General features: G+C 53.1%; 24 protein-coding genes. 20 read left to right on the top strand and 4 right to left on the bottom strand.

Annotated features, from left to right (window positions below; genetic code table 11):
* Nucleotides 1-39 precede the first annotated feature (39 nt).
* From csrD to tldD, 8 genes are all read left to right on the top strand, one after another.
* A complete protein-coding gene (csrD, locus tag ABVM99_RS23175; protein WP_001241381.1) occupies nt 40-1,980 on the top strand; it encodes an RNase E specificity factor CsrD in 1,941 nt (646 codons plus the stop codon).
* 307 nt (nt 1,981-2,287) lie between these two features.
* Nucleotides 2,288-3,331 carry a rod shape-determining protein MreB gene (gene mreB / locus ABVM99_RS23170; protein WP_000913396.1) on the top strand — a complete coding sequence of 348 codons (1,044 nt, stop codon included), beginning with the start codon at nt 2,288-2,290 and terminating at the stop codon, nt 3,329-3,331.
* Nucleotides 3,332-3,395: 64 nt separating this feature from the next.
* A complete protein-coding gene (mreC, locus tag ABVM99_RS23165) occupies nt 3,396-4,448 on the top strand; it encodes a rod shape-determining protein MreC (RefSeq protein ID WP_000802536.1) in 1,053 nt (350 codons plus the stop codon).
* A 2-nt stretch (nt 4,449-4,450) separates the two neighbouring features.
* Entirely contained in the window at nt 4,451-4,939 is a 489-nt protein-coding gene (gene mreD / locus ABVM99_RS23160) for a rod shape-determining protein MreD (RefSeq protein WP_000179403.1), read from the top strand.
* A gap of 8 nt (nt 4,940-4,947) precedes the next feature.
* Entirely contained in the window at nt 4,948-5,541 is a 594-nt protein-coding gene (locus ABVM99_RS23155) for a nucleoside triphosphate pyrophosphatase (RefSeq protein ID WP_023194500.1), read from the top strand.
* Nucleotides 5,531-7,000: a ribonuclease G gene (gene rng / locus ABVM99_RS23150; protein ID WP_000123188.1), complete on the top strand. Its 1,470-nt coding sequence runs from the start codon at nt 5,531-5,533 to the stop codon at nt 6,998-7,000. The genes ABVM99_RS23155 and rng overlap by 11 nt, the downstream gene beginning before the upstream one ends.
* Nucleotides 7,001-7,110: 110 nt before the next feature.
* Nucleotides 7,111-10,911 (top strand): AsmA2 domain-containing protein YhdP, encoded by a 3,801-nt coding sequence (yhdP, locus tag ABVM99_RS23145; RefSeq protein WP_023194499.1) that lies wholly within the window; start codon nt 7,111-7,113, stop codon nt 10,909-10,911.
* A gap of 144 nt (nt 10,912-11,055) precedes the next feature.
* Nucleotides 11,056-12,501 carry a metalloprotease TldD gene (gene tldD, locus ABVM99_RS23140; protein WP_000055940.1) on the top strand — a complete coding sequence of 482 codons (1,446 nt, stop codon included), beginning with the start codon at nt 11,056-11,058 and terminating at the stop codon, nt 12,499-12,501.
* A gap of 121 nt (nt 12,502-12,622) precedes the next feature.
* Here the strand turns inward: tldD and aaeR are convergent, their stop codons facing one another.
* Entirely contained in the window at nt 12,623-13,552 is a 930-nt protein-coding gene (aaeR, locus tag ABVM99_RS23135; protein WP_023194498.1) for an HTH-type transcriptional activator AaeR, read from the bottom strand.
* 181 nt (nt 13,553-13,733) lie between these two features.
* Here aaeR and aaeX point away from each other — a divergent pair, with 181 nt between their 5' ends.
* The 4 genes from aaeX (at nt 13,734) to ABVM99_RS23115 (ending at nt 17,294) form a co-directional block, all read left to right on the top strand.
* The gene (aaeX, locus tag ABVM99_RS23130) at nt 13,734-13,937 is read left to right on the top strand and encodes a p-hydroxybenzoic acid efflux pump operon protein AaeX (RefSeq protein WP_000051840.1); all 204 of its coding nucleotides are present in this window, start codon (nt 13,734-13,736) and stop codon (nt 13,935-13,937) included.
* A gap of 7 nt (nt 13,938-13,944) precedes the next feature.
* Nucleotides 13,945-14,877, top strand: a complete 933-nt coding sequence (aaeA, locus tag ABVM99_RS23125) for a p-hydroxybenzoic acid efflux pump subunit AaeA (protein WP_000855134.1) — start codon at nt 13,945-13,947, stop codon at nt 14,875-14,877.
* A 5-nt stretch (nt 14,878-14,882) separates the two neighbouring features.
* Entirely contained in the window at nt 14,883-16,850 is a 1,968-nt protein-coding gene (gene aaeB / locus ABVM99_RS23120) for a p-hydroxybenzoic acid efflux pump subunit AaeB (RefSeq protein WP_023194497.1), read from the top strand.
* Between the two features lie 171 nt (nt 16,851-17,021).
* Nucleotides 17,022-17,294, top strand: coding sequence for a barnase inhibitor (locus ABVM99_RS23115; protein WP_023194496.1), 273 nt, complete (start codon nt 17,022-17,024; stop codon nt 17,292-17,294).
* A 59-nt stretch (nt 17,295-17,353) separates the two neighbouring features.
* Here ABVM99_RS23115 and yhcN-B read toward each other — a convergent pair whose 3' ends face one another.
* The 3 genes from yhcN-B to argR all read right to left on the bottom strand — a co-directional run bounded on the left by yhcN-B (nt 17,354) and on the right by argR (nt 18,822).
* Nucleotides 17,354-17,620, bottom strand: a complete 267-nt coding sequence (gene yhcN-B, locus ABVM99_RS23110; RefSeq protein WP_000853277.1) for a DUF1471 family stress response protein YhcN-B — start codon at nt 17,618-17,620, stop codon at nt 17,354-17,356.
* Between the two features lie 103 nt (nt 17,621-17,723).
* Nucleotides 17,724-17,987 (bottom strand): peroxide/acid stress response protein YhcN, encoded by a 264-nt coding sequence (gene yhcN, locus ABVM99_RS23105; protein WP_000695693.1) that lies wholly within the window; start codon nt 17,985-17,987, stop codon nt 17,724-17,726.
* A 364-nt stretch (nt 17,988-18,351) separates the two neighbouring features.
* Entirely contained in the window at nt 18,352-18,822 is a 471-nt protein-coding gene (argR, locus tag ABVM99_RS23100) for a transcriptional regulator ArgR (RefSeq protein WP_001257852.1), read from the bottom strand.
* Between the two features lie 414 nt (nt 18,823-19,236).
* Here argR and mdh point away from each other — a divergent pair, with 414 nt between their 5' ends.
* The 8 genes from mdh to ABVM99_RS23060 all read left to right on the top strand — a co-directional run.
* Complete coding sequence (gene mdh, locus ABVM99_RS23095; RefSeq protein WP_000861586.1) at nt 19,237-20,175, top strand: malate dehydrogenase; 939 nt, start codon at nt 19,237-19,239, stop codon at nt 20,173-20,175.
* Between the two features lie 119 nt (nt 20,176-20,294).
* Nucleotides 20,295-20,924: a GntR family transcriptional regulator gene (locus ABVM99_RS23090; protein WP_000723776.1), complete on the top strand. Its 630-nt coding sequence runs from the start codon at nt 20,295-20,297 to the stop codon at nt 20,922-20,924.
* A complete protein-coding gene (locus ABVM99_RS23085; protein ID WP_001171581.1) occupies nt 20,911-21,576 on the top strand; it encodes a GntR family transcriptional regulator in 666 nt (221 codons plus the stop codon). The genes ABVM99_RS23090 and ABVM99_RS23085 overlap by 14 nt, the downstream gene beginning before the upstream one ends.
* 210 nt (nt 21,577-21,786) lie before the next feature.
* Nucleotides 21,787-23,055, top strand: coding sequence for an SLC13 family permease (locus ABVM99_RS23080; protein ID WP_017441461.1), 1,269 nt, complete (start codon nt 21,787-21,789; stop codon nt 23,053-23,055).
* 32 nt (nt 23,056-23,087) lie between these two features.
* The gene (gene ttdA, locus ABVM99_RS23075; protein WP_000045349.1) at nt 23,088-23,987 is read left to right on the top strand and encodes a L(+)-tartrate dehydratase subunit alpha; all 900 of its coding nucleotides are present in this window, start codon (nt 23,088-23,090) and stop codon (nt 23,985-23,987) included.
* Nucleotides 23,987-24,604 carry a L(+)-tartrate dehydratase subunit beta gene (ttdB, locus tag ABVM99_RS23070; protein ID WP_000162406.1) on the top strand — a complete coding sequence of 206 codons (618 nt, stop codon included), beginning with the start codon at nt 23,987-23,989 and terminating at the stop codon, nt 24,602-24,604. The genes ttdA and ttdB overlap by 1 nt, the downstream gene beginning before the upstream one ends.
* Before the next feature lie 155 nt (nt 24,605-24,759).
* Nucleotides 24,760-25,002: an oxaloacetate decarboxylase subunit gamma gene (locus ABVM99_RS23065; RefSeq protein WP_000180123.1), complete on the top strand. Its 243-nt coding sequence runs from the start codon at nt 24,760-24,762 to the stop codon at nt 25,000-25,002.
* A 15-nt stretch (nt 25,003-25,017) separates the two neighbouring features.
* Nucleotides 25,018-25,874: pyruvate carboxylase subunit B (locus ABVM99_RS23060; protein ID WP_393927400.1), on the top strand; the 857-nt coding region annotated here is incomplete at its 3' end.

Here is a 25,874-nt window from a genome sequence, read left to right as displayed (position 1 = left end):
TTTTTCATACTGTTTATAACCGTCGGAGTTAACTCAAGGATGCGATTAACGACGAAATTCTCAGCTTTTATCACGCTGCTCACGGGGTTAACGATCTTCGTGACTCTGATAGGTTGCTCGCTAAGCTTTTATAACGCCGTACAGTATAAGTATGTCAGCCGTGTGCAGGCGACGGCGACAGCCATTGATACGCACCTGGTGACCCATGATATTGTCTCGCTGACGCCGCAAATCGACGAGCTCATGATCGCTTCCGATATTGTGCGTGTCGATCTGTTGCAGGGGGAGCGCAGCGTCTACAGCCATTCTCGCGCCAGAGGTTATCGGCCAGCCGGCACCAGCGACATGTATCGCGAGCTGGTCGTACCGCTGATAAAACATCCAGGAATGTCGCTACGTCTGGTTTACCAGGACCCGATGGGTAACTATTTTCACTCACTGATCACCACGGCGCCGCTGACGCTGGCGATCGGTTTTATCGTTCTGATTTTGTTTTTATCGGTGCGCTGGCTGCAGCGGCAGCTTTCCGGGCAAGAGCTTCTGGAAATTCGCTCAACGCGCATTCTGAACGGCGAACGCGGGGCGAATGTCCGGGGTTCTGTTTACGAATGGCCAGCGCGCACCAGTAGCGCGCTTGATGTATTGCTTTCCGAAATTCAGTTTGCTCACGAACAGCGTAGTCGCCTGGACACCCTCATTCGCTCCTACGCCGCGCAGGACACCAAAACCGGACTCGGTAACCGTCTGTTCTTTGATAACCAACTGGCGACGCTGCTGGAAGATCAGGAAAAAGTGGGAGTGCATGGCGTGGTGATGATGATCCGCTTGCCAGATTTCAATCTTCTGCGCGACAGCCTGGGAGGCAATCAGGCGGAAGAGCAGATGTTTATGCTTATCAATCTGCTATCGACATTTATTATGCGTTACCCAGGCTCGCTGCTGGCGCGTTATCACCGCAGCGACTTTGCCGTGCTGCTACCGCATCGAACGCTGAAAGAAGCGGAAAGTATTGCCGGACAGCTTTTAAAAGCTGTCGATGCGCTACCGGCTAACAAAATGCTCGATCGTGACGATATGGTACATATCGGCATTTGCGCCTGGCGCAGCGGACAGTCCACCGAGCAGGTGATGGAACATGCTGAAGCCGCGGCGCGGAATGCCGCCCTGCAGGGGGGAAATAGCTGGGCTATCTACGACGACACTCTGCCGGAAAAAGGGCGCGGCAATGTACGCTGGCGCACATTGATTGAGCAGATGCTGAACCGGGGCGGACCGCGACTTTATCAAAAACCGGCGGTCACGCGAGAAGGTCGCGTACATCATCGGGAATTGATGTGTCGCATCTATGACGGTAAAGAAGAGGTGAGCTCGGCGGAGTATATGCCGATGGTGTTGCAATTTGGTTTATCGGAAGAGTATGACAGATTACAAATTAGCCGCCTGATTACGTTGCTGGGCTACTGGCCGGATGAAAATCTGGCAATGCAGTTGACGGTTGAGTCGCTGATTCGTCCGCGTTTTCAGCGCTGGTTGCGCGATACGTTAATGCAGTGTGAAAAATCACAGCGAAATCGCATAATTATTGAACTTGCGGAGGCAGATGTTTGTCAACACATCAGCCGGTTACAACCCATCCTTCGCTTAGTCAATGCGCTTGGCGTTCGGGTGGCGGTGACACAGGCGGGTTTGACGCTGGTTAGCACGAGCTGGATTAAAGCGCTCAATGTGGAATTACTCAAGCTGCATCCGAGTCTGGTCAGAAACATTGAGAAGCGAACGGAAAACCAGCTTCTGGTTCAAAGTCTGGTAGAGGCCTGCGCGGGTACGCCTACGCAGGTTTACGCGACGGGCGTCCGTTCGCGCGGCGAGTGGCAGACGCTGACAAAACGCGGCGTGGCTGGCGGGCAGGGTGATTTTTTTGCCTCCTCCCAACTACTTGACACAAACGTGAAAAAATATTCGCAAAGATACTCGGTTTAACCTGCCGTTTAATTTGTTTTCACGTAGAATAACGCGCGCTGCGCCTCATGGGGGTGTGCTTGTCTGCTCGCCAGATTGTTGCAGCAAATATGCAGGTGAATGACCTTTGACAGGTTGCAAACGAAGGCGAGGATTGCTGCTGATTTTTTCAGCCCTTAGGGACTCAGGCCGAGATTTGTAACAAAGGAAACGAACTGCACTAATTTTCACCGTAGCAGATGATTTTTGCGCCTTGTCGCTGCTGCGTGTGGTTGGTAAAGTAAGCGGATTTTGTTTTCCGCCCCAGCTTTCAGGATTATCCCTTAGTATGTTGAAAAAATTTCGTGGCATGTTTTCCAATGACCTGTCCATTGACCTGGGTACCGCGAATACCCTCATTTATGTAAAAGGACAAGGCATCGTATTGAATGAGCCTTCCGTTGTGGCCATTCGTCAGGATCGTGCCGGTTCGCCGAAAAGCGTGGCTGCAGTCGGTCATGATGCGAAGCAGATGCTGGGCCGTACGCCGGGCAATATCGCTGCGATCCGTCCGATGAAAGACGGCGTTATCGCTGACTTCTTTGTGACCGAAAAAATGCTCCAGCACTTTATTAAACAAGTGCACAGCAACAGCTTTATGCGCCCAAGCCCGCGCGTACTGGTATGCGTGCCGGTCGGCGCGACGCAGGTAGAACGTCGCGCGATTCGTGAATCCGCTCAGGGCGCAGGCGCCCGTGAAGTCTTTTTGATCGAAGAGCCGATGGCGGCCGCGATCGGCGCAGGTCTGCCAGTTTCTGAAGCAACCGGTTCAATGGTTGTGGATATCGGTGGTGGTACCACTGAAGTTGCCGTTATCTCCCTGAACGGCGTGGTTTACTCTTCTTCTGTCCGTATTGGTGGTGATCGCTTCGACGAAGCCATCATTAATTACGTTCGTCGTAACTACGGTTCTCTGATCGGTGAAGCCACCGCAGAACGTATTAAACACGAAATCGGTTCCGCTTATCCGGGCGACGAAGTCCGCGAGATTGAAGTGCGTGGCCGTAACCTGGCGGAAGGCGTTCCACGCGGCTTTACTCTGAACTCAAACGAGATTCTGGAAGCGTTGCAGGAACCGTTGACCGGTATCGTCAGCGCGGTAATGGTGGCGCTGGAACAGTGTCCGCCGGAGCTGGCGTCAGACATCTCCGAGCGTGGTATGGTGCTCACCGGCGGCGGCGCGCTGCTGCGTAACCTTGACCGTCTGTTAATGGAAGAGACGGGCATTCCTGTCGTGGTTGCTGAAGATCCGCTGACCTGTGTGGCGCGCGGCGGCGGCAAGGCGCTGGAAATGATCGATATGCACGGCGGCGACCTGTTCAGCGAAGAGTAGTTGGATACGGGCAGGATTATCCCTGGATTATCCTGCCTCTCCGACGCGAGAATACGCATAGCCTATGAAGCCAATTTTTAGCCGTGGCCCGTCGCTACAGATTCGCCTTATTCTGGCGGTGCTGGTGGCGCTCGGCGTTATCATTGCCGACAGCCGCCTGGGGACGTTCAGTCAAATCCGAACGTACATGGACACTGCCGTCAGTCCTTTCTATTTTATTTCAAACGGCCCTCGTGAACTGCTCGACAGCGTGTCACAAACGCTGGCTTCTCGCGACCAGCTTGAGCTGGAAAACCGGGCGCTGCGCCAGGAATTACTGCTAAAAAACAGCGATCTGCTGATGCTGGGGCAGTACAAACAGGAGAACGCGCGGTTGCGCGAGCTGCTGGGGTCGCCGCTGCGTCAGGACGAGCAGAAAATGGTGACGCAGGTTATTTCAACGGTTAACGATCCTTACAGCGATCAGGTCGTTATCGATAAAGGCAGCGTTAATGGCGTATATGAAGGTCAACCGGTCATTAGCGACAAAGGTGTCGTAGGGCAGGTTGTCGCCGTGGCGAAACTGACCAGCCGCGTGTTGCTGATTTGCGATGCGACTCATGCGCTGCCGATTCAGGTACTGCGCAATGACATCCGCGTGATTGCCGCCGGTAACGGCTGTACTGACGATCTTCAGCTTGAACATCTGCCCGCCAATACCGATATTCGCGTCGGCGATGTGCTGGTAACGTCCGGACTTGGTGGGCGTTTCCCGGAAGGGTATCCGGTGGCGGTGGTCTCCTCCGTCAAGCTGGACACTCAGCGCGCCTATACCGTCATTCAGGCACGTCCAACCGCGGGTTTGCAGCGTTTACGCTATCTGCTGCTGTTGTGGGGAGCCGATCGTAACGGCGCCAATCCGATGACGCCGGAAGAGGTTCACCGCGTCGCCAATGAGCGCCTGATGCAGATGATGCCGCAGGTGTTGCCTTCTCCGGATGCGATGGGGCCGCCGGCGCCAGTGCCGGATCCGGCGACGGGGATTACTCAGCCATCTGCGGGCCAGGCTGCGCCGGTATCAACGCAACCATCGCCTTCGGGCGCGACCACGCCGCCTGCGCGTGCGCCGGGAGGGTAATGGTGGCGAGCTATCGTAGCCAGGGGCGCTGGGTTATCTGGCTCTCTTTTCTTATTGCGTTGTTGCTGCAAATCATGCCCTGGCCGGACGACATCATTGTTTTCCGGCCAAACTGGGTTTTGCTCATCTTACTGTACTGGATTCTGGCCCTGCCGCACCGCGTAAATGTGGGGACGGGATTTGTGATGGGTGCCATACTTGATCTCATCAGCGGTTCCACACTTGGCGTGCGCGCTCTGTCGATGAGTATTGTCGCCTACCTGGTCGCTCTGAAATTCCAGCTCTTCCGTAACCTGGCGCTCTGGCAGCAGGCGCTGGTGGTAATGTTGCTTTCACTGGCCGTGGACATTATTGTTTTCTGGGCCGAGTTTTTAGTGATCAACGTCTCTTTCAGACCGGAAGTGTTCTGGAGTAGTGTAGTCAATGGCGTGCTGTGGCCCTGGCTCTTTTTGCTGATGCGTAAAGTACGCCAGCAGTTTGCTGTGCAATAAAGGTCGATATGACAACTCTGTATCTTGCTTCCGGTTCCCCGCGTCGCCAGGAATTATTGACTCAACTTGGATTTTCATTCGAGCAGGTCGTGCCTGGTATTGAAGAGCAACGGCGTGCTCAGGAAAGCGCGCAGCAGTATGTTGTTCGGCTGGCGCGCGAAAAGGCGCAGGCTGGCGTGGCGCTGGTTCCCCGTGATCTGCCGGTGTTGGGCGCGGATACGATAGTCTTGTTAAACGGCGAGGTGCTGGAAAAGCCGCGCGACGCCGCTCATGCCGCAGAAATGCTGCGTTTGCTTTCCGGAAATACGCATCAGGTGATGACTGCTGTTGCGCTTGCGGACTCGCAGCAGACGCTGGATTGTCTGGTGGTAACGGAGGTGACTTTCCGCACGCTTTCTGCGCAGGATATTACTGGCTATGTCGCCAGCGGCGAGCCTTTAGATAAAGCAGGTGCATACGGTATTCAGGGGCGGGGTGGCTGTTTTGTCAGGAAGATAAATGGCAGCTATCACGCCGTGGTCGGCTTACCGCTGGTTGAAACGTATGAGTTGTTGAGTCATTTTAACGCACTGCGTGATAAAAGGGATAAACATGACGGCTGAATTGTTGGTAAACGTAACGCCATCGGAAACGCGCGTGGCGTACATTGATGGCGGTATTCTTCAGGAAATCCATATTGAGCGCGAAGCGCGACGCGGAATCGTAGGCAATATCTACAAAGGTCGTGTAAGTCGTGTACTTCCAGGTATGCAGGCGGCTTTTGTAGATATTGGGCTGGATAAAGCCGCATTTCTTCACGCTTCCGATATTATGCCGCATACCGAATGCGTGGCGGGCGACGAGCAAAAACAGTTTACGGTGCGCGATATCTCCGAACTGGTGCGTCAGGGACAGGATCTGATGGTGCAGGTAGTGAAAGATCCGCTCGGCACGAAAGGCGCGCGTTTGACCACGGACATCACGTTGCCCTCCCGTTACCTTGTTTTTATGCCCGGCGCGTCACACGTTGGCGTTTCCCAGCGCATCGAAAGCGAAAGTGAACGCGAGCGCCTGAAAAAGGTGGTGGCGGAATACTGCGACGAACAGGGCGGGTTTATTATCCGTACCGCGGCGGAAGGCGTATGTGAAGAGGATCTCGCGTCTGATGCCGCCTATCTCAAGCGCGTCTGGACGAAAGTCATGGAGCGCAAAAAGCGTCCGCAAACGCGCTACCAGATGTATGGCGAACTGGCGCTGGCGCAGCGCGTGCTGCGCGATTTCGCCGATGCGCAGTTGGACCGAATTCGCGTCGACTCACGTCTGACCTATGAGTCGCTGCTGGAGTTTACCGCAGAATACATCCCGGAAATGACCAGTAAGCTGGAGCATTACAGTGGCCATCAGCCGATCTTCGATCTTTATGACGTGGAAAATGAGATCCAGCGCGCGTTGGAGCGTAAGGTTGAACTCAAGTCCGGCGGTTATCTGATTATTGACCAAACCGAAGCGATGACGACGGTAGATATCAATACCGGCGCGTTTGTTGGACACCGTAATCTCGACGACACCATTTTTAATACCAATATTGAAGCGACTCAGGCCATTGCCCGCCAGCTACGCCTGCGTAATCTGGGCGGCATTATCATTATCGATTTTATCGACATGAATAATGAAGATCATCGCCGCCGGGTGCTGCATTCGCTGGAACAGGCGTTAAGTAAGGATCGCGTGAAAACCAGTATTAACGGTTTTTCGCCGCTGGGACTGGTGGAAATGACCCGTAAACGGACTCGTGAAAGTGTGGAACATGTGCTTTGTAACGAATGTCCAACCTGTCATGGCCGCGGGACGGTAAAAACGGTGGAAACCGTCTGCTATGAGATCATGCGTGAAATTGTACGTGTTCATCACGCTTATGACTCCGATCGCTTCCTGGTTTATGCTTCTCCTGCGGTGGCGGAAGCGCTGAAAGGCGAAGAATCACACGCGCTGGCGGAAGTCGAAATCTTTGTCGGCAAACAGGTTAAAGTTCAGGTCGAACCGCTTTATAACCAGGAGCAGTTTGACGTCGTAATGATGTAATTGAGTAGTAGCACCAGCGCATGTAGGCCGGATAAGGCGCAAGCGCCGCCATCCGGCAATATACCTTCAAGGGGTGTGAGTCGTATTTTTTGGCAGACAAGGAGAGACGCGTGAGGCGATTGCCGGGGATTTTATTGCTCACTGGAGCCGCGCTCATCGTCATTGCAGCGCTGCTGGTTAGCGGGCTGCGCCTGGCGTTGCCTCATCTTGACGCCTGGCGTCCAGCTATCCTGAATAAGATTGAGTCTGTGACCGGCGTGCCGGTGGCCGCCAGCCAACTCTCCGCAAGCTGGCAAAATTTTGGCCCTACGCTGGAAGCGCATAATATTCATGCCGCCCTGAAAGATGGCGGCGAACTGTCGATAAAACGCGTTACGCTGGCGCTGGACGTCTGGCAAAGCCTGTTGCATATGCGCTGGCAGTTTCGCGACCTGACCTTCTGGCAACTCAATTTCCGCACCAACACGCCTCTTCAAAGCAGCGACGGCGAAGGCATCGAAACCAGCCGTTTAAGCGATCTTTTCCTGCGGCAGTTCGATCATTTCGATCTGCGCGATAGCCAAATCAGTTTTCTGACGCTTTCCGGACAACGCGCGGAGCTGGCGATCCCACAGCTTACCTGGCTAAACGGCAAAGAGCGGCACCGCGCCGAAGGCGAGGTCAGTCTCTCCAGCCTGACCGGGCAGCACGGCGTGATGCAGGTGCGGATGGATTTACGCGATGACGACGGTTTGCTGAATAACGGCAGAGTCTGGTTACAGGCCGACGATATTGACGTCAAGCCGTGGCTGGGCAAATGGATGCAGGATAATGTGGCGCTCCAGACGGCGCGTTTCAGTCTGGAAGGCTGGATGACGCTCAGTAAAGGTGAAATCGCCGGAGGAGACGTCTGGCTGAAACAGGGCGGCGCAAGCTGGCTGGGCGATAACACGACGCACACGCTGTCTGTCGATAACCTGACGGCGCAGATTAGCCGCGAGCAGCCGGGCTGGCAGTTTTATATTCCGGACACACGGATTACGCTTGATGGTAAACCCTGGCCGAGCGGAGCCTTAACCGTGGCCTGGCTCCCGCAGCAGGACGTCGGCGGCGAGAATCACACACGTAGCGATGAGCTACGCATTCGCGCCAGTAATCTTGAACTGGCGGGGCTGGAAGCATTACGTCCGCTGGCGGCTAAACTGTCGCCTGTGCTGGGCGAAATATGGCAGGCTACGCAGCCGAGCGGAAAGATCGCCACACTGGCGCTGGATATTCCGCTACAGGCGACCGAAAAAACGCGTTTTCAGGCATCGTGGGAAAATCTTGCCTGGAAACAGTGGAAGCTGTTGCCCGGCGCGGAACATTTTTCCGGTACGCTGGCGGGAAGCGTAGAAGACGGGCAGATGAAGGTTGCGATGCAGCAGGCTAAGATGCCCTATGAAACCGTTTTTCGCGCGCCGCTGGAAATTGAAAACGGCGTCGCGACGCTTAGCTGGTTGAAGAATGAGAACGGCTTTCAGCTTGGTGGCCGCGACATTGACGTCAAAGCAAAGGCGGTACATGCGCGCGGCGGGTTCCGCTATCTGCAACCGACGGGCGACGAACCGTGGCTGGGTATTCTGGCCGGAATCAGTACCGATGATGGATCTCAGGCGTGGCGCTATTTTCCGGAAAACCTGATGGGCAAAGCGCTGGTCGATTACCTTAGCGGCGCGATTCAGGGCGGCGAGGCGGATAACGCCACGTTGGTTTACGGTGGTAACCCGCACCTCTTTCCCTATAAGCATAACGAAGGTCAGTTTGAAGTGCTGGTGCCGCTGCGCAATGCGACGTTTGCCTTTCAACCCGACTGGCCGGCGCTAAAAAATCTCAACATTGAACTGGATTTCCTGAACGACGGTCTGTGGATGCGTTCGGATAGCGTCGATTTGGGCGGGGTGAAGGCCAGCAAACTCGCGGCGGCGATTCCGGATTATTCCAAAGAGAAACTGCTCATTGATGCCGATATTAACGGGCCGGGAAAAGCCGTTGGGCCTTATTTTGACGAGACGCCGCTAAAAGACTCGCTTGGCTCGACGCTGGCGGAGCTCCAGTTAGATGGCGATGTGAATGCTCGCTTACATCTTGATATTCCGCTGGACGGAGAACAGGTTACCGCCGAGGGCGATGTCTCGTTGCGTAATAACAGTCTGTTTATTAAGCCGCTAAACAGCACGCTCAAAAATCTGAACGGTAAATTCAGCTTTGTGAATGGCGCGCTAAAAAGCGGGCCGCTGACGGCAAACTGGTTTAATCAGCCGCTTAACCTGGATTTCAGTACGACGGAAGGGGCAAAAGCCTATCAGGTCGCCGTCAACCTGAACGGTAACTGGCAGCCAACGCGTATGGGCGTCTTACCGCCGCAACTGAATGACGCCCTGAGCGGCAGCGTGACGTGGAATGGTAAAGTCGGCATCGATCTTCCGTATCACGCTGACACCACTTATCACATCGAGCTGAACGGCGATCTGAGAAATGTGAGCAGTTACTTACCTTCTCCGCTAAATAAACCCGCAGGCGAAGCCATTCCGGTGAACATTCAGGCTGACGGCAACCTGAAAAGTTTTGCGCTAACGGGGAGCGCAGGGAGTAAAAATCACTTTAACAGCCGCTGGTTATTAAATCAGAAGCTGACGTTGGATCGGGCTATCTGGACGACGGACAGCCGGACGATTCCGCCATTACCTGCTCAACAAGGCGTTGAACTCAATCTGCCGGCGCTGGATGGCGCGCAATGGCTGGCGTTATTCCAGAAAGGCGCGGCGGATAACGTGAGCAGTTCGGCCGAGTTTCCTCAACGCGTCACGTTGCGTACTCCCGCGCTATCGCTGGGCGGCCAGCAGTGGAACAATTTGAGCGTCGTTTCAGCCCCCTCGCTGAACGGAACAAAAATTGAAGCGCAGGGCCGTGAGGTGAACGCCACGCTGCTCATGCGCAACCATGCGCCGTGGCTGGCGAACATTAAGTACCTGTACTACAACCCTGGCGTCGCAAAAACGCACGCCTCGTCACCAACGCCGACATCGCCGTTGGCTTCGGCGAACACGATTAGCTTCCGCGGCTGGCCGGACTTACAGCTTCGCTGCGAAGAGTGCTGGCTGTGGGGGCAAAAATATGGGCGTATTGATGGCGATTTCGCCATCAAAGGCAATACGCTGACTCTGGCGAATGGCCTGATCGATACCGGATTCGCCCGTTTGAAAGCGAACGGCGAGTGGGTGAATGCGCCGGGTAATGAACGAACCTCGCTGAAAGGTAGCCTGCATGGTAGTAACCTCGACACGGCTGCCGGGTTCTTCGGTATCTCGACGCCAATCCAGAACGCGTCTTTTAACGTAGATTACGATCTGCACTGGCGAAACCCGCCCTGGCAACCTGAGGAAGCCACGCTCAACGGGATTTTACGTACGCGTCTGGGCAAAGGCGAGTTTACTGATCTTAGTAGCGGTCATGCCGGACAGTTACTGCGGCTGCTCAGTTTTGATGCGTTGCTGCGTAAGCTGCGGTTTGACTTCAGAGATACCTTTAGCGAGGGCTTCTATTTCGACTCTATTCATAGTACCGCGTGGATTAAAGATGGCGTCCTGCATACTGACGATACGCTGGTGGATGGGCTGGAAGCGGATATTGCAATGAAAGGTTCTGTTGATCTGGTGCGTCGTCGTCTTGATATGGAGGCCGTTGTCGCGCCGGAAATTTCCGCCACCGTGGGCGTCGCCGCCGCGTTTGCCGTTAACCCGATTGTCGGCGCGGCGGTATTTGCCGCCAGTAAAGTGTTGGGGCCGCTATGGAGCAAGGTCTCCATTTTGCGATATCGCATTACCGGTCCGGTCGATGCGCCGCAGATCAACGAAGTTCTGCGCCAACCGATAAAAGAAAGCCAGCAATGATTTGACGGGGGCGAGGAATTGCCCCACTCTCAGTAAATAGTCATGCCGGACGGCGCTGCGTTTATCCGGTTTGTACAATCTAACAACGTAGTCCGGATAAGGCGTGAACCGCCATCCGGCAGAAATCAACGAGTAGCAAAAACGATGAGTCTGAACCTGGTAAGTGAACAATTGCTAGCGGCGAATGGCCTGAACCATCAGGATCTGTTCGCTATTTTGGGCCAACTGGCCGAACGCCGTCTTGATTATGGCGACCTCTATTTTCAGTCGAGCTATCACGAATCCTGGGTTTTAGAAGACCGCATCATTAAAGATGGTTCATATAATATCGACCAGGGCGTTGGCGTTCGCGCCATTAGCGGCGAAAAAACCGGTTTTGCTTATGCTGACCAGATAAGCCTCCTGGCGCTGGAGCAGAGTGCGCAGGCAGCGCGAACCATTGTACGAGAGAACGGCGAAGGCAAGGTAAAAACGCTCGCCGCCGTAGCGCATCAGCCGCTCTACACCACCCTTGATCCGCTGCAAAGTATGAGCCGCGAAGAGAAGCTGGATATCCTCAGACGCGTTGATAAAGTGGCGCGAGAAGCCGATAAACGCGTGCAGGAAGTTAACGCCAGCCTGACCGGCGTATATGAATTAATCCTCGTGGCGGCGACCGACGGGACGCTGGCGGCGGATGTCCGTCCACTGGTGCGGTTGTCCGTTAGCGTGCAGGTGGAAGAAGACGGTAAACGCGAGCGCGGCGCCAGCGGCGGCGGCGGTCGCTTTGGTTATGAGTATTTTCTTGCCGATCTCGACGGCGAGGTTCGCGCCGACGCGTGGGCGAAAGAAGCGGTACGCATGGCGCTGGTTAATCTCTCCGCGGTCGCTGCGCCAGCGGGGACGTTACCGGTGGTTCTGGGCGCCGGGTGGCCGGGCGTATTGCTGCACGAAGCGGTCGGTCACGGGCTGGAAGGTGATTTTAACCGTCGTGGGACATCTGTGTTTAGCGGTCAGATCGGCGAGCAGGTTGCCTCCGCGCTTTGCACCGTAGTGGACGACGGCACAATGATGAACCGTCGCGGCTCCGTTGCTATCGATGATGAAGGTACGCCAGGCCAGTACAACGTATTGATTGAAAATGGCGTGCTGAAAGGATACATGCAGGACAAGCTGAACGCGCGCCTGATGGGCGCTGCGCCGACCGGTAACGGGCGTCGCGAATCTTATGCGCATCTGCCGATGCCGCGTATGACGAATACCTATATGTTGGCGGGGCAGTCAACGCCGCAGGAAATTATCGAATCCGTTGAGTACGGCATCTATGCGCCTAACTTTGGCGGCGGTCAGGTGGATATCACCTCCGGCAAGTTTGTGTTCTCTACCTCGGAAGCGTATCTGATTGAAAACGGCAAAGTCACGACGCCGGTGAAGGGCGCGACGTTAATTGGATCAGGCATTGAAACGATGCAACAGATCTCCATGGTCGGCAATGACCTTAAGCTGGATAACGGGGTGGGGGTTTGCGGTAAAGAGGGGCAAAGTCTGCCGGTAGGCGTAGGCCAGCCGACGCTGAAAGTCGATAACCTGACGGTTGGCGGCACCGCATAACTGTCCGCCTTATCAGGCCTGTGGTATGTGCCCCCAGGCCTGATAAGCGCAGCGCCATCAGGCAATGTCTGCGTCGGGTGGCATCTGGCCTACAATCGTCTTCAGCAATTACCCGGTGTTTTTATTTTTCTTTCCCTCGCCCGTGCATCCCCTGAAACAGGTGTGCGACATCGACAAAATAGTCAGTTAACGCGTTAATCACTACCTGCACTTTAAGCGGCAGCTTATCTTTTTCGGTGTACAGCGCGTACACCGGACGAGGATCGGACTGATAGCGAGGCAGCAGGATCTCCAGATCGCCACGATTGATCTCATCGATCACCCACATCAGCGGCACATAGGCGATTCCGGTTCCGGCGGTCAGCCAGCGTACCAGCGTCATCGGATCGTTAGTGACGAACCGCCCCTGTGGAATCAGTCGGGTAGAAATTCCTTCCGGCGCGATAAGTTCAAACTCATTATCCGGGCGCACGCTATATTCCAGCCAGGAATGGCTACTGAGATCGGCGGGTTTTTCCGGGACGCCGTACTGAGCGAGGTAGGGCTTGGCGGCGCACACAACCATCGGCATCGCGCCGAGTCGACGGGAAAACAGGCTGGAGTCTTGCAGCGCGCCCACGCGGATCACCACGTCCAGCCCGTCGGCAATTAAATCCGGGGCCGGAATTCCTGTCATCAGATTGACCGCCAGACCGGGATACTCTTTTAATAATTTTGCGGTAAGCCCGGCCAGCACATTTTGCGCCATGGTTGAAGAACAGCCGATACGCAATGTACCGATAGGCGTGTTATTAAAAGCGTAAAGCTGCTCGTGAACATCCTGCACTTCATGCAGCATACGACGACAGCCCTGATAATAGATTTTTCCAGCTTCGGTGAGCCCAATGCTGCGTGTGCTGCGGTTGAGCAATTTAACCTGAAGCTCATCTTCCAGTTTCGCCACAGTCTGGCTGATGGACGATACGCTCATTTGCAGCTGTCTGGCTGCGGCGGTAAAAGAGCCAAACTCGACAACTTTGGCGAATACCGACATTCGTTTTAATCGTTCCATTATTCACTCTGGCTTAAAAGTGATTTAGATCACATAATATAGATAACAGCATAACAATTACGTTAATATACTATTATTCGAATAAGAGCTATGTCGCTCTCGCCTGGCGTCTCTTGCCCTTCTCTGCGGCGATGTAGCTTAACAATCTATCGCCTGCTCTCTCTCAGAAATCAAGGTCAACATGAGTCTGTTTCCCGTTATCGTGGTGTTTGGTCTTTCCTTCCCACCGATATTTTTCGAATTGCTTTTGTCACTGGCTATTTTTTGGCTGGTGCGTCGGATGCTTGTGCCGACGGGTATCTATGATTTTGTCTGGCATCCGGCTTTGTTCAATACCGCGCTGTATTGTTGTCTGTTTTATTTAATATCGCGCCTGTTCGTTTGAGGTTGAAGTGAAAACACTAACAAGAAAACTCTCCCGTACGGCCATTACCCTCGTACTGGTTATTCTGGCCTTTATCGCCATTTTCCGCGCCTGGGTGTATTACACCGAATCTCCCTGGACGCGCGACGCGCGTTTTAGCGCCGATGTCGTCGCTATTGCCCCGGATGTCGCGGGCCTGATTACCCATGTAAACGTGCATGATAACCAACTGGTGAAAAAGGATCAGGTCCTGTTTACCATCGATCAGCCACGCTATCAAAAAGCGCTGGCGGAAGCGGAAGCTGATGTAGCCTATTATCAGGTCCTGGCGCAGGAAAAACGCCAGGAAGCCGGTCGCCGTAATCGCCTCGGCGTACAGGCGATGTCCCGGGAAGAGATCGATCAGGCGAACAATGTCTTGCAGACTGTACTGCATCAACTGGCTAAAGCCCAGGCGACGCGCGATCTGGCTAAACTCGATCTGGAACGCACCGTCATTCGCGCGCCTGCCGACGGCTGGGTGACTAACCTTAATGTTTATGCCGGTGAATTTATTACCCGCGGTTCCACAGCCGTCGCCCTGGTGAAAAAGAACTCTTTTTACGTGCAGGCCTATATGGAAGAGACCAAGCTGGAAGGCGTGCGTCCGGGATATCGTGCCGAAATCACGCCGCTTGGCAGCAACCGGGTATTAAAAGGTACCGTCGATAGCGTGGCGGCAGGGGTAACGAATGCCAGCAGTACCAGCGATGCGAAAGGGATGGCGACGATAGACTCTAACCTCGAATGGGTGCGTCTGGCCCAGCGTGTCCCGGTGCGCATCCGGCTTGACGAGCAGCAGGGGAATTTGTGGCCTGCCGGTACGACGGCAACCGTCGTGATCACCGGTAAGCAGGATCGTGACGCAAGCCAGGACTCCTTCTTCCGTAAACTGGCGCACCGGCTGCGCGAATTCGGTTAATCGTCATGGGCATTTTCTCCATTGCCAACCAGCACATTCGTTTTGCGGTAAAGCTGGCGTGCGCCATTGTGCTGGCATTATTTATCGGCTTCCATTTTCAACTGGAGACGCCGCGTTGGGCGGTGCTGACCGCCGCGATCGTGGCGGCAGGCCCGGCATTTGCCGCCGGCGGGGAACCCTATTCCGGCGCTATCCGTTATCGCGGAATGTTGCGTATTATCGGGACGTTTATTGGCTGTATCGCCGCGCTTATCATTATTATCTCTATGATCCGCGCGCCGCTATTAATGATTCTGGTGTGCTGTGTCTGGGCCGGTTTTTGTACCTGGATCTCCTCTTTAGTACGGATCGAAAACTCTTATGCGTGGGGACTGTCAGGTTATACTGCGCTGATCATTGTGATTACCATTCAGACGGAGCCGCTGCTCACGCCACAATTTGCGCTTGAGCGCTGTAGCGAAATCGTTATCGGCATTGGCTGTGCTATTTTAGCGGATCTGCTTTTCTCGCCGCGATCGATAAAGCAGGAGGTTGATCGCGAACTGGACAGTTTACTGGTAGCGCAATATCAGCTAATGCAACTTTGTATTAAGCATGGCGACAGCGAAGAAGTCGACAACGCCTGGGGCGATCTGGTGCGACGCACGGCGGCGCTGGAGGGGATGCGAAGTAATCTGAATATGGAATCTTCGCGCTGGGTACGCGCTAACCGCCGCCTGAAAGCGTTGAATACGCTTTCGCTCACGCTGATTACGCAATCCTGTGAAACTTATCTTATTCAAAACACGCGGCCGGAACTGATTACCGATACATTCCGGGAACTGTTCGAGACGCCGGTTGAAACGGTACAGGACGTCCACAGGCAGTTAAAACGGATGCGGCGTGTCATTGTCTGGACCGGTGAGCGCGAAACGCCCGTCACGCTTTATAGCTGGGTAGGCGCTGCGACGCGCTATCTGCTGCTTAAACGCGGCGTGATCAGCAACACCAAAATCAGCGCGACGGAAGAAGAGATCCTGCAAGGCGAGCCCGTAGTTAAAGTGGAATCCGCTGAACGCCACCATGCGATGGTGAACTTCTGGCGCACCACGCTTTCCTGCATTCTGGGGACATTATTCTGGCTATGGACCGGCTGGACATCGGGTAATGGCGCGATGGTGATGATTGCCGTGGTGACCTCGCTGGCGATGCGTTTACCCAATCCGCGCATGGTCTGCATTGATTTTATTTATGGCACTCTGGCGGCGTTGCCGCTGGGATTGCTCTATTTACTGGTGATTATTCCCAATACGCAGCAAAGTATGCTGTTGTTATGTTTGAGCCTGGCGGTATTGGGGTTCTTTATCGGCATTGAGGTTCAGAAACGGCGTCTGGGGTCGATGGGGGCGCTGGCCAGTACGATTAACATTATTGTGTTGGATAATCCGATGACGTTCCATTTCAGCCAGTTCCTCGACAGCGCGTTGGGGCAAATTGTCGGCTGTATGCTGGCGTTTATCGTCATCCTGCTGGTGCGTGATAAATCCAAAGATCGAACCGGTCGCGTGCTGCTTAATCAGTTTGTTTCCGCTGCGGTCTCGGCAATGACGACCAACGTGGTACGTCGTAAAGAAAACCGTCTGCCTGCGTTATATCAGCAACTCTTTTTGCTGATGAATAAATTCCCTGGCGATTTGCCGAAGTTTCGCCTGGCGCTAACGATGATCATTGCTCATCAACGTCTGCGCGACGCGCCGATACCGGTTAATGAAGATCTGTCAGTGTTCCACCGTCAGCTTCGTCGTACCGCAGACCATGTTATTTCCGCCGGAAGCGATGATAAACGGCGACGCTACTTTGGTCAGTTGCTGGATGAGCTGGATATCTATCAGGAGAAATTACGTATCTGGGAGGCGCCGCCGCAGGTGACGGAACCGGTTAAACGCCTGACGGGCATGTTACATAAATACCAGAACGCGCTTACCGATAGCTAACCCACAAGAACCGATGCCAAAAGCGTCGGTTTTTTTATGACTATACTTATTTGAGATACAAAAACAGCGCAAGAGTGCTCCGGGGCTAAAAGCGTTTCTGGAAGTGAAACCTCTGCATAATGATGCTTAGTAGTAAAACAGACAATTGTCTGTCGGGGATGGTGGCTGGCTATGAATGTCTATACTTTTGATTTTAGTGATATTAAAAACCAAAGCGATTTTTATCGCGAGTTTACGCAGACGTTTGGTCTTGCCAGTGAGAAAGTAAGCGATCTTGATACATTATGGGATGCGGTAATGAGCGATATCTTACCTCTACCGCTAGAGATTGAGTTCGTTCACCTGCCTGATAAACTGCGCAGGCGCTACGGGGCGCTGATTTTACTCTTTGATGAAGCGGAAGAGGAGCTGGAGGGGCGGCTACGGTTTAATGTCCGGCATTGAAAAAGCATAAAAAAGCCCCCGACAGGCGGGGGCAAGTCGTCGGGTTAGACGACGAGGGTTTACTTATACAACTCGGCGGTGGCGTGCCAGTTATCACCTTCTTTTAATTCGATGATGCGATAGCTATTAGCGCCTGCTTTTTCGGCTTTAGCGACGATCTCCTGGCGCATGTCCATTGGCGTACTGCCAATCTGCGAGACGGAAATGGTGCCCATCGGTTGCAGATTCTGCGCCTGTTCCGCGTTAACCTGGTGTACTGCGGCATTTGCGCCGAAAGAGAGCAGAGTGGCCAGGCCGAGTGATGCGATAATGTATTTCGTTTTCATGGTCTTTTATTCCTTTATAGGGTCAACCTCGCGGATTAATGGGCTTTTCTTATGCGATATCTCCGCGAAGTAACGACACGTTATATGCGATGGCAGGTGAATTTTATTTGTACAGTTCGGCAGTGGCGTGCCAGTTGCTGCCGCTACGCGCTTCGGTAATGTGGTAGGCCGTAGCGCCTTGTTCATCCGCTTTTTTGCTCAGCATGGCGTTCATATCCATAGGCGATGAGCCGATAGCGCTGACTGAAACCGATCCGATTGCTTCACGGTTTTGCGCTTGCTCTGCGCTGATAGGTTCTGCGGCGAAAGCGCCAAAAGAGAGAACGGACAGAATGCTTAATGTTGCAACAGTGGTTTTGATTTTCATGATTTTTACCTCGTCGAATTCCTTTACTGGGGTCTTTGTTTCGTGACCCTCATCACAAAATTAAGTATACACTAATCACGCGATTAATTAATACCACGCTAATTGTTTCTGCTTTTTAAAGACATTAAAAATTTTATTTTTTATAACGTTATGGAATTAAAATTGCTGTTTTTCGCCGCTGTCGTTTGAAAAATAAAAGAAAATCAATAGGTTAAAAAATTTGACATTTTGTGCGTTTTTTTGATTTGTCATTCATGTGGTGAATGTTTAAGGGCATGATTTGCCAAATGATAGCCGTACAGGAAAGCGGCGAGGGGAGAGGACAAAAAGGTGCCTCCGCCGTACGACGACGGAGGAAGTGGGACTAAAGCTCTTGTTCAAAAAGTTCCAGAATGGCTTCGTACAGATCTCTTACGGAAAAGCCGCTGGCAGGCGTAGTGAAGATAGTATCGTCGCCGGCAATCGTACCGAGAATACCTTCTGCTTTCCCCAGTGAATCCAGCAGGCGTGCAATGAGTTGTGCCGCGCCGGGGCTGGTATGAATCACCACGACAGCGTCGTTATAGTCGATATCCAGCACCAGATTTTTCAACGGACTGGATGTTGTTGGGACGCCCAGTTCAGCCGGAAGACAGTACACCATTTCCATTTTTGCGTTACGTGTACGCACTGCGCCGAACTTAGTCAACATGCGCGAGACCTTGGACTGATTGATATTTTCAAAGCCCTGATCCTGCAACGCGAGGACGATTTCGCCCTGTGAGCTGAATTTTTCTTCTTTGAGGAGCGCTTTAAACGCTCTTACTAGTTCTTCTTGTTTAGCCGAGCTTCGCATAAGTCACCCGTAATATGGCGGTAGAAACAACATTATTGTGCATACAGATGAATTTTTATGCAAACAGTCTGCCTTGTTTAAGGCTGAAATAATGTTATGAAAGAGCGGAATTTTATCAAATTTCGTTATCAAGAAACATGCCTGTGTCACGCCTCGCAAATAAGATTAAAAGTAAATTAATTGTTATCAAAATGATGTTGTTTTGAGAGGATAGTAGGGTATATTGTCACCACCTGTAGGAACGTTGCTCTCTGGTTGCAGCCGATCCGGATTACGCAAATTAAATGCATAAAAGCCAAAATTGCGCGACTCCGCATTCTTGATGAGTGAGGATTGTAATCATTGAATTTGTGAATTAAGGTCGCCGCCGCGGAGCAATAGACACTTAGCTAATCATATAATAAGGAGTTTAGGATGAAAGTCGCAGTCCTCGGCGCTGCTGGTGGTATCGGTCAGGCGCTGGCATTACTTTTAAAAAACCAACTGCCTTCAGGTTCAGAACTCTCCCTGTACGACATCGCTCCAGTAACTCCCGGTGTGGCCGTTGATTTGAGCCATATCCCCACCGCTGTAAAAATCAAAGGTTTCTCCGGTGAAGACGCAACCCCGGCGCTTGAAGGCGCTGACGTAGTACTGATTTCTGCGGGTGTGGCGCGTAAGCCGGGTATGGACCGTTCCGACCTGTTTAACGTTAACGCCGGCATCGTGAAAAACCTGGTGCAGCAGATCGCTAAAACCTGCCCGAAAGCGTGCGTGGGCATTATCACCAACCCGGTGAACACCACCGTTGCGATTGCGGCGGAAGTGCTGAAAAAAGCAGGCGTATACGACAAAAACAAACTGTTTGGCGTCACCACGCTGGATATCATCCGCTCTAATACCTTTGTTGCAGAGCTGAAAGGTAAGCTGCCAACGGAAGTTGAAGTCCCGGTGATTGGCGGGCACTCCGGCGTGACGATTCTGCCGCTGCTGTCGCAGATTCCAGGCGTAAGTTTTACCGAACAAGAAGCGGCCGAGCTGACTAAACGTATTCAGAACGCCGGTACTGAAGTCGTCGAGGCGAAAGCCGGCGGCGGATCGGCAACCCTCTCTATGGGTCAGGCTGCCGCACGTTTCGGTCTTTCTCTGGTTCGCGCTCTGCAGGGCGAAAAAGGCGTGGTGGAATGCGCCTATGTGGAAGGAGACGGTCAGTATGCCCGTTTCTTCTCTCAGCCGCTGCTGCTGGGTAAAAACGGTGTAGAAGAGCGTAAATCCATCGGCACACTGAGCGCTTTCGAGCAACATTCGCTGGACGCTATGCTGGATACGCTGAAAAAAGATATTCAGTTGGGTGAAGATTTTATTAATAAATAAGCTGTTCCTGCCCGATGCCGGGGCTTTTGCTCCGGCTTCTTTGACTGTAAACAAGCCACGAAATCAAGCACTAAATCTGCTAAACTCCTCACGTCTTATCGGTTATTAACGAGAACGTCGTGAAAAAGATCCAAAGAACGCAAACCCGCGATCACATTACGCAAATGCTTCGCTATGAAATTCTTTCCGGCAATATAAAAGCGGGAGAAGAACTCGCGCAGGAAAGTATTGCGGAGCAGCTTGGTCTTTCACGAATGCCGGTTCGAGAAGCGCTACAGTCACTCGAACAGGAAGGTTTTTTAATCCGACTGCCCAACAGGCACATGCAGGTCGCGCATCTTGAGGCCGATCGCGTGAGTCATATTTTTCGCGTGATTGCCGCGATGGCCGCCGAAATGTTTTCGCTGATACCCAGCGAAGTAGGCGATGCCCTCCTGATACGTGCGCAAGCGCTGGCTGTCGCAGAAGACAAATCCTGCGAACTGGAGTGTCATGCGATGCTGATTTCTTATGTGAATAACCGCTATCTGGAAAAGGTGTATCAGCAGTTCCTGGACGGTTATGTCTCTTATGTTATTTTGCATCTGAAAAAAGATAATCAGGAGTCGGCGCAGCTTTTCGCTGAACTGGCTGACGTCATACGCCAGGGGCGGCGTGATGAGATTGGGCAAGTTATGCAGCGTTATTTCCTCTCTTTAGCAGAAATAATGCGTCAACATATGAAGGACTGGGAAAGTGCAGAAGCCTAAGTTAGGGAAGATTAAGCTTCTTTCAGCGAAAGAACAGGTCGCGGCAGTGCTGCGTAAAGCGATTCTTTCGAGGGAGTTAGTGGAAGGGCAGGAGATTACGTTAGAAGGCATTGCCGGAATGGTCGGCGTGTCCAGTATGCCAGTGCGCGAGGCGTTTCAGATTCTGGCGGCGGATGGGCTGATAAAAGTGCGCCCTAATAAAGGGGCGGTGGTGTTGGGCATCAATGAACAAACGATCCGTGAACACTATGAAATTCGCGCGCTGTTAGAAAGTGAGGCGGTGGCTAAAGCTTCTCGTCCTGGCACCGATATCTCGCGGATAGCCCAGGTGCATTATGCCGCTGAAAAGGCTCTCGCGGAAAATAACTCGGCGGAATACTCCGACCTGAATCAGGCATTTCATATGGAAATATGGAATGTTGCTGGCAACGAAAAAATGAAAATGTTGCTCTGTAATATGTGGAACGGCCTGTCGATGGGGCATAAGGTCACCGAAGAAGAGTATGCCGTGATTTCCATTCAGGAACATAAAAGTATTCTGCAAGCTCTTGAACTTCATGATGAAACATTGGCACGCCAGCGCATGCGCGAACACATTATTCGCTCGATGGAGAATATGCTGACCCGCTATGTTGGTGACCCTTCTGCCTGATCTTTTCGCCTGCGTGAGCATCGCAGGCGCTTCAACCAATTCTTCAATTCTATTAATCACGTCCAGTAACGATCTAACCACGATCTTGATGTAGATCCCACTCCTGCATCTTTCCTGAGAAACGATTTGACTTAGTTTTTGTATGGGAATAATTTCTCCCTGTCAACATTGGATACAATATCATATATCATTGATTGGATAATTATAAATATGGAACCCATTACCCTTACCTTATGTTTATTGGTGTTCGCTATCGTCATGTTTGTATGGGAAAAAGTGCCACTGGCCGTCACTTCCATGATTGTCTGCGTGGCCTTAGTGATCACCGGAGTTCTGAATATCAAACAGGCCTTTGCTGGCTTTATCGACACTAACGTCATCCTCTTTGTCGCGATGTTTATCGTGGGCGGCGCGTTGTTCGAGACCGGTATGGCAAACAAAGTGGGCGGCGTCATCACGCGCTTCGCGAAAACAGAAAAACAGCTGATCTTCACCATTATGGTGGTGGTGGGTTTGATGTCTGGCGTCCTCTCTAACACCGGTACCGCTGCGGTTTTGATTCCGGTGGTGATCGGCGTGGCGGCAAAATCGGGCTTCTCGCGTTCTCGTCTACTGATGCCGCTGGTTTTCGCCGCTGCGTTGGGCGGTAACCTGTCGTTAATTGGCGCGCCGGGAAATCTTATCGCGCAGTCTGCGCTACAGAATATTGGCGGCGGCTTTGGCTTTTTTGAATACGCAAAAATCGGTCTCCCGATGCTCATCTGCGGCATTCTCTACTTCCTGACTATTGGCTATCGCTTTCTGCCGAATAATGCGACCGGCGGTGAGGTGGGGAGCGTCGGGGAGCAACGTGACTACAGCCATGTTCCACAGTGGAAACAACGGCTCTCACTGGTGGTGTTGATCGCAACGATCCTCGGCATGATCTTTGAGAAGAAGATCGGTGTCAGCCTGGCCGTGACCGGTTGTATTGGCGCTCTTGTGCTGGTAGTAAGCGGCGTACTCACGGAAAAACAGGCCTATAAAGCCATTGATTCACAGACTATTTTTATCTTTGGCGGCACCCTGGCGCTGGCAAAAGCGCTGGAAATGACCGGGGCAGGCAAGCTGGTTGCGGACTATGTAATCGGCATGCTGGGGCAAAACTCCTCACCGCTCATGTTGCTGATCGCCGTTTTCGCCTTATCCGTTGTGATGACCAACTTTATGTCCAATACCGCAACGACAGCGCTATTGGTGCCGGTGAGTTTGTCCATTGCCGCAGGCATGGGGGCCGACCCGCGTGCGGTTCTGATGGCGACGGTCATTGGCGGTTCCTGCGCCTACGCAACCCCTATCGGTATGCCTGCCAACATGATGGTGCTCTCCGCGGGTGGCTATAAATTTGTCGACTACGCTAAGGCCGGTATCCCCCTGATTATCGTTTCAACCATTGTCAGCTTGATCCTGCTGCCAATCCTTTTCCCTTTTCATCCGTAATTAACGGAAGCTGTTCTGACTAAGGAGCATTTATGAGCAAAAGTGAACAGATATCCCATATGACCGACGTTATGGCCAAGTTTGTGGGATATACCGGCAAAGTTTTGCCTGATGATGTCACTGCAAAACTGGAAGATTTGCATAAGAAAGAGACCAGTAAACTGGCCGACGTCATCTTTACTACCATGATTGAGAACCAGCGTCTGGCGAAAGAGCTGGATCGACCTTCCTGCCAGGACACCGGTGTCATTCAGTTTCTGGTGGAGTGCGGGACGAACTTTCCGCTGATTGGCGAGCTGGAAGCGTTGTTGCGTGAGGCGGTGATCAAAGCAACTGTAGATTCTCCGCTGCGCCACAACAGCGTAGAAACTTTTGATGAATACAACACCGGTAAAAACGTGGGTAAAGGTACGCCGACGGTCTTCTGGGAAATCGTTCCCAATTCCGATCAGTGCAGCATTTATACCTATATGGCAGGCGGTGGTTGTTCTCTGCCGGGGAAAGCGATGGTGCTGATGCCGGGTGCAGGCTATGAAGGTGTGACCCGCTTTGTACTGGATGTGATGACCAGCTACGGCCTCAACGCGTGTCCGCCGCTGCTGGTTGGCGTGGGCGTAGCGACCTCTGTTGAAACGGCGGCACTGCTATCGAAAAAAGCGCTGATGCGTCCGATCGGTTCGCATAACGAGAATGAGCGTGCAGCCTCGCTGGAAAAAATGCTGGAAGATGGCATTAACAAAATTGGCCTGGGGCCGCAGGGGATGTCCGGTAATACCTCCGTTATGGGCGTGAACATTGAAAACACCGCGCGTCATCCTTCTACCATCGGCGTAGCGGTAAACGTCGGCTGCTGGTCGCACCGTAAAGGGCACATCGTTTTCGATAAAGATTTGAATTACACCATTACGTCTCACAGCGGAGTGAATTTCTGATGACTAAAAAAATCCTGACTACGCCAATTAAAGATGAAGATTTAGCGGATATTAAGGCTGGCGATATTATTTATCTCAACGGTCATATTGTTACCTGCCGTGACGTAGCCCATCGCCGTTTAATTGAAGGTGGTCGCGAACTTCCGGTAGATGTTCGCGGCGGCGCTATTTTACACGCTGGCCCAATTGTCCGCCCAATTAAAGGCGAAGACGATAAGTTTGAAATGGTCTCCGTTGGCCCAACCACCAGCATGCGTATGGAGAAATTCGAAAAAGAGTTTATTGCGCAGACTGGCGTGAAATTAATTGTGGGTAAAGGCGGTATGGGTAAAGGTACCGAAGAGGGCTGTGCTGAACACAAAGCGCTGCACTGCGTATTCCCTGCCGGTTGTGCGGTTGTAGCCGCCGTGTGCGTGGAAGAAATTGAAGATGCCCAATGGCGCGATCTGGGGATGCCGGAAACGCTGTGGGTCTGTCGGGTTAAAGAGTTTGGCCCGCTGATTGTTTCTATTGATACCCATGGGAATAATTTGTTTGAACAGAACAAAATTATTTTTAATCAGCGTAAAGAGCTCATCGCTGATGAAATATGCCAGAACGTAAGTTTTATCAAATAAACCTGATTACGTAAATTGCACGATAATGGTGGTAATACGTTATGACGATAATAATAACCAAGGGCTCTGGCCGGGGCGGCTCAGGGAAATCCACCCTTATTATTTCATCGTCATAAATAGCCCCATTATCGTGCCTCCTGCCTGAAGGCTATTTTATGACTAATGCAGCTCTGCTATTAGGTGAAGGCTTCACCCTGATGTTCCTCGGCATGGGGTTCGTGCTGGCGTTTCTGTTCCTGCTGATTTTCGCCATTCGCGGCATGTCCGCCGTGATTACTCGCTTCTTCCCGGAGCCCGTCGCCGCGCCCGCACCGCGCGCCGTTCCCGTCGTGGACGACTTCACCCGCTTAAAGCCGGTGATTGCCGCCGCCATTCACCATCACCGCCTTAACGCTTAATTCCCGGAGGGATCCATGACTATTGCCATTACCGACGTCGTCCTGCGTGACGCCCACCAGTCTCTGTTCGCCACCCGCCTGCGTCTTGACGATATGCTGCCGATTGCCGCTCAGCTTGACGACGTGGGCTACGGCTCCCTCGAATGCTGGGGCGGCGCCACCTTTGACGCTTGCATCCGTTTCCTCGGCGAGGACCCGTGGCTGCGCCTGCGCGAGCTGAAAAAAGCCATGCCCAAAACCCCGCTGCAGATGCTGCTGCGCGGCCAGAACCTGCTCGGCTACCGCCACTACGCCGATGACGTGGTCGCCCGCTTTGTCGAACGCGCCGTCAAAAACGGCATGGACGTCTTCCGCGTCTTCGACGCCATGAACGACCCGCGCAATATGAAATCCGCATTACAGGCGGTGCGCAGCCACGGCGCGCACGCCCAGGGGACCCTGAGTTACACCACCAGCCCGGCGCACACGCTGCAGACCTGGCTGGATTTAACGGAGCAACTGCTGGAAACCGGCGTCGACTCGATTGCCATCAAGGATATGTCCGGCATTCTCACTCCGATGGCGGCGTATGAGCTGGTGAGCGAAATCAAAAAACGTTTTGAGGTGCGCCTGCACCTGCACTGTCACGCCACCACCGGGATGGCGGAGATGGCCCTGCTGAAGGCTATCGAGGCGGGTGTTGACGGCGTGGACACGGCAATTTCCTCCATGAGCGCCACCTACGGCCACCCGGCCACCGAAGCGCTGGTGGCGACGTTGGCAGGTACTGAGCACGACACCGGGCTGGATATCCTGAAGCTGGAAAATATCGCCGCATACTTCCGCGAGGTGCGCAAAAAGTATCACGCCTTTGAAGGCCAGCTGAAGGGCTA

Source organism: Salmonella sp. SJTUF15591, from assembly GCF_043356435.1.
GTDB lineage: Bacteria > Pseudomonadota > Gammaproteobacteria > Enterobacterales > Enterobacteriaceae > Salmonella > Salmonella enterica.
The sequence above is the reverse complement of the archived record's forward strand: the minus strand, read 5'-3'. Positions and strand labels throughout refer to the sequence as shown.

What these genes read in the sequence shown, in the direction of transcription:
- csrD (WP_001241381.1), top strand. Translation starts at nt 40, where the DNA reads ATGCGATTAACGACGAAATTCTCAGCTTTTATCACGCTGCTCACGGGG.
- mreB (WP_000913396.1), top strand. Translation starts at nt 2,288, where the DNA reads ATGTTGAAAAAATTTCGTGGCATGTTTTCCAATGACCTGTCCATTGAC.
- mreC (WP_000802536.1), top strand. Translation starts at nt 3,396, where the DNA reads ATGAAGCCAATTTTTAGCCGTGGCCCGTCGCTACAGATTCGCCTTATT.
- ABVM99_RS23155 (WP_023194500.1), top strand. Translation starts at nt 4,948, where the DNA reads ATGACAACTCTGTATCTTGCTTCCGGTTCCCCGCGTCGCCAGGAATTA.
- rng (WP_000123188.1), top strand. Translation starts at nt 5,531, where the DNA reads ATGACGGCTGAATTGTTGGTAAACGTAACGCCATCGGAAACGCGCGTG.
- tldD (WP_000055940.1), top strand. Translation starts at nt 11,056, where the DNA reads ATGAGTCTGAACCTGGTAAGTGAACAATTGCTAGCGGCGAATGGCCTG.
- aaeR (WP_023194498.1), bottom strand. Translation starts at nt 13,552, where the DNA reads ATGGAACGATTAAAACGAATGTCGGTATTCGCCAAAGTTGTCGAGTTT.
- aaeX (WP_000051840.1), top strand. Translation starts at nt 13,734, where the DNA reads ATGAGTCTGTTTCCCGTTATCGTGGTGTTTGGTCTTTCCTTCCCACCG.
- aaeB (WP_023194497.1), top strand. Translation starts at nt 14,883, where the DNA reads ATGGGCATTTTCTCCATTGCCAACCAGCACATTCGTTTTGCGGTAAAG.
- ABVM99_RS23115 (WP_023194496.1), top strand. Translation starts at nt 17,022, where the DNA reads ATGAATGTCTATACTTTTGATTTTAGTGATATTAAAAACCAAAGCGAT.
- yhcN-B (WP_000853277.1), bottom strand. Translation starts at nt 17,620, where the DNA reads ATGAAAACGAAATACATTATCGCATCACTCGGCCTGGCCACTCTGCTC.
- yhcN (WP_000695693.1), bottom strand. Translation starts at nt 17,987, where the DNA reads ATGAAAATCAAAACCACTGTTGCAACATTAAGCATTCTGTCCGTTCTC.
- argR (WP_001257852.1), bottom strand. Translation starts at nt 18,822, where the DNA reads ATGCGAAGCTCGGCTAAACAAGAAGAACTAGTAAGAGCGTTTAAAGCG.
- mdh (WP_000861586.1), top strand. Translation starts at nt 19,237, where the DNA reads ATGAAAGTCGCAGTCCTCGGCGCTGCTGGTGGTATCGGTCAGGCGCTG.
- ABVM99_RS23080 (WP_017441461.1), top strand. Translation starts at nt 21,787, where the DNA reads ATGGAACCCATTACCCTTACCTTATGTTTATTGGTGTTCGCTATCGTC.
- ttdA (WP_000045349.1), top strand. Translation starts at nt 23,088, where the DNA reads ATGAGCAAAAGTGAACAGATATCCCATATGACCGACGTTATGGCCAAG.
- ttdB (WP_000162406.1), top strand. Translation starts at nt 23,987, where the DNA reads ATGACTAAAAAAATCCTGACTACGCCAATTAAAGATGAAGATTTAGCG.
- ABVM99_RS23065 (WP_000180123.1), top strand. Translation starts at nt 24,760, where the DNA reads ATGACTAATGCAGCTCTGCTATTAGGTGAAGGCTTCACCCTGATGTTC.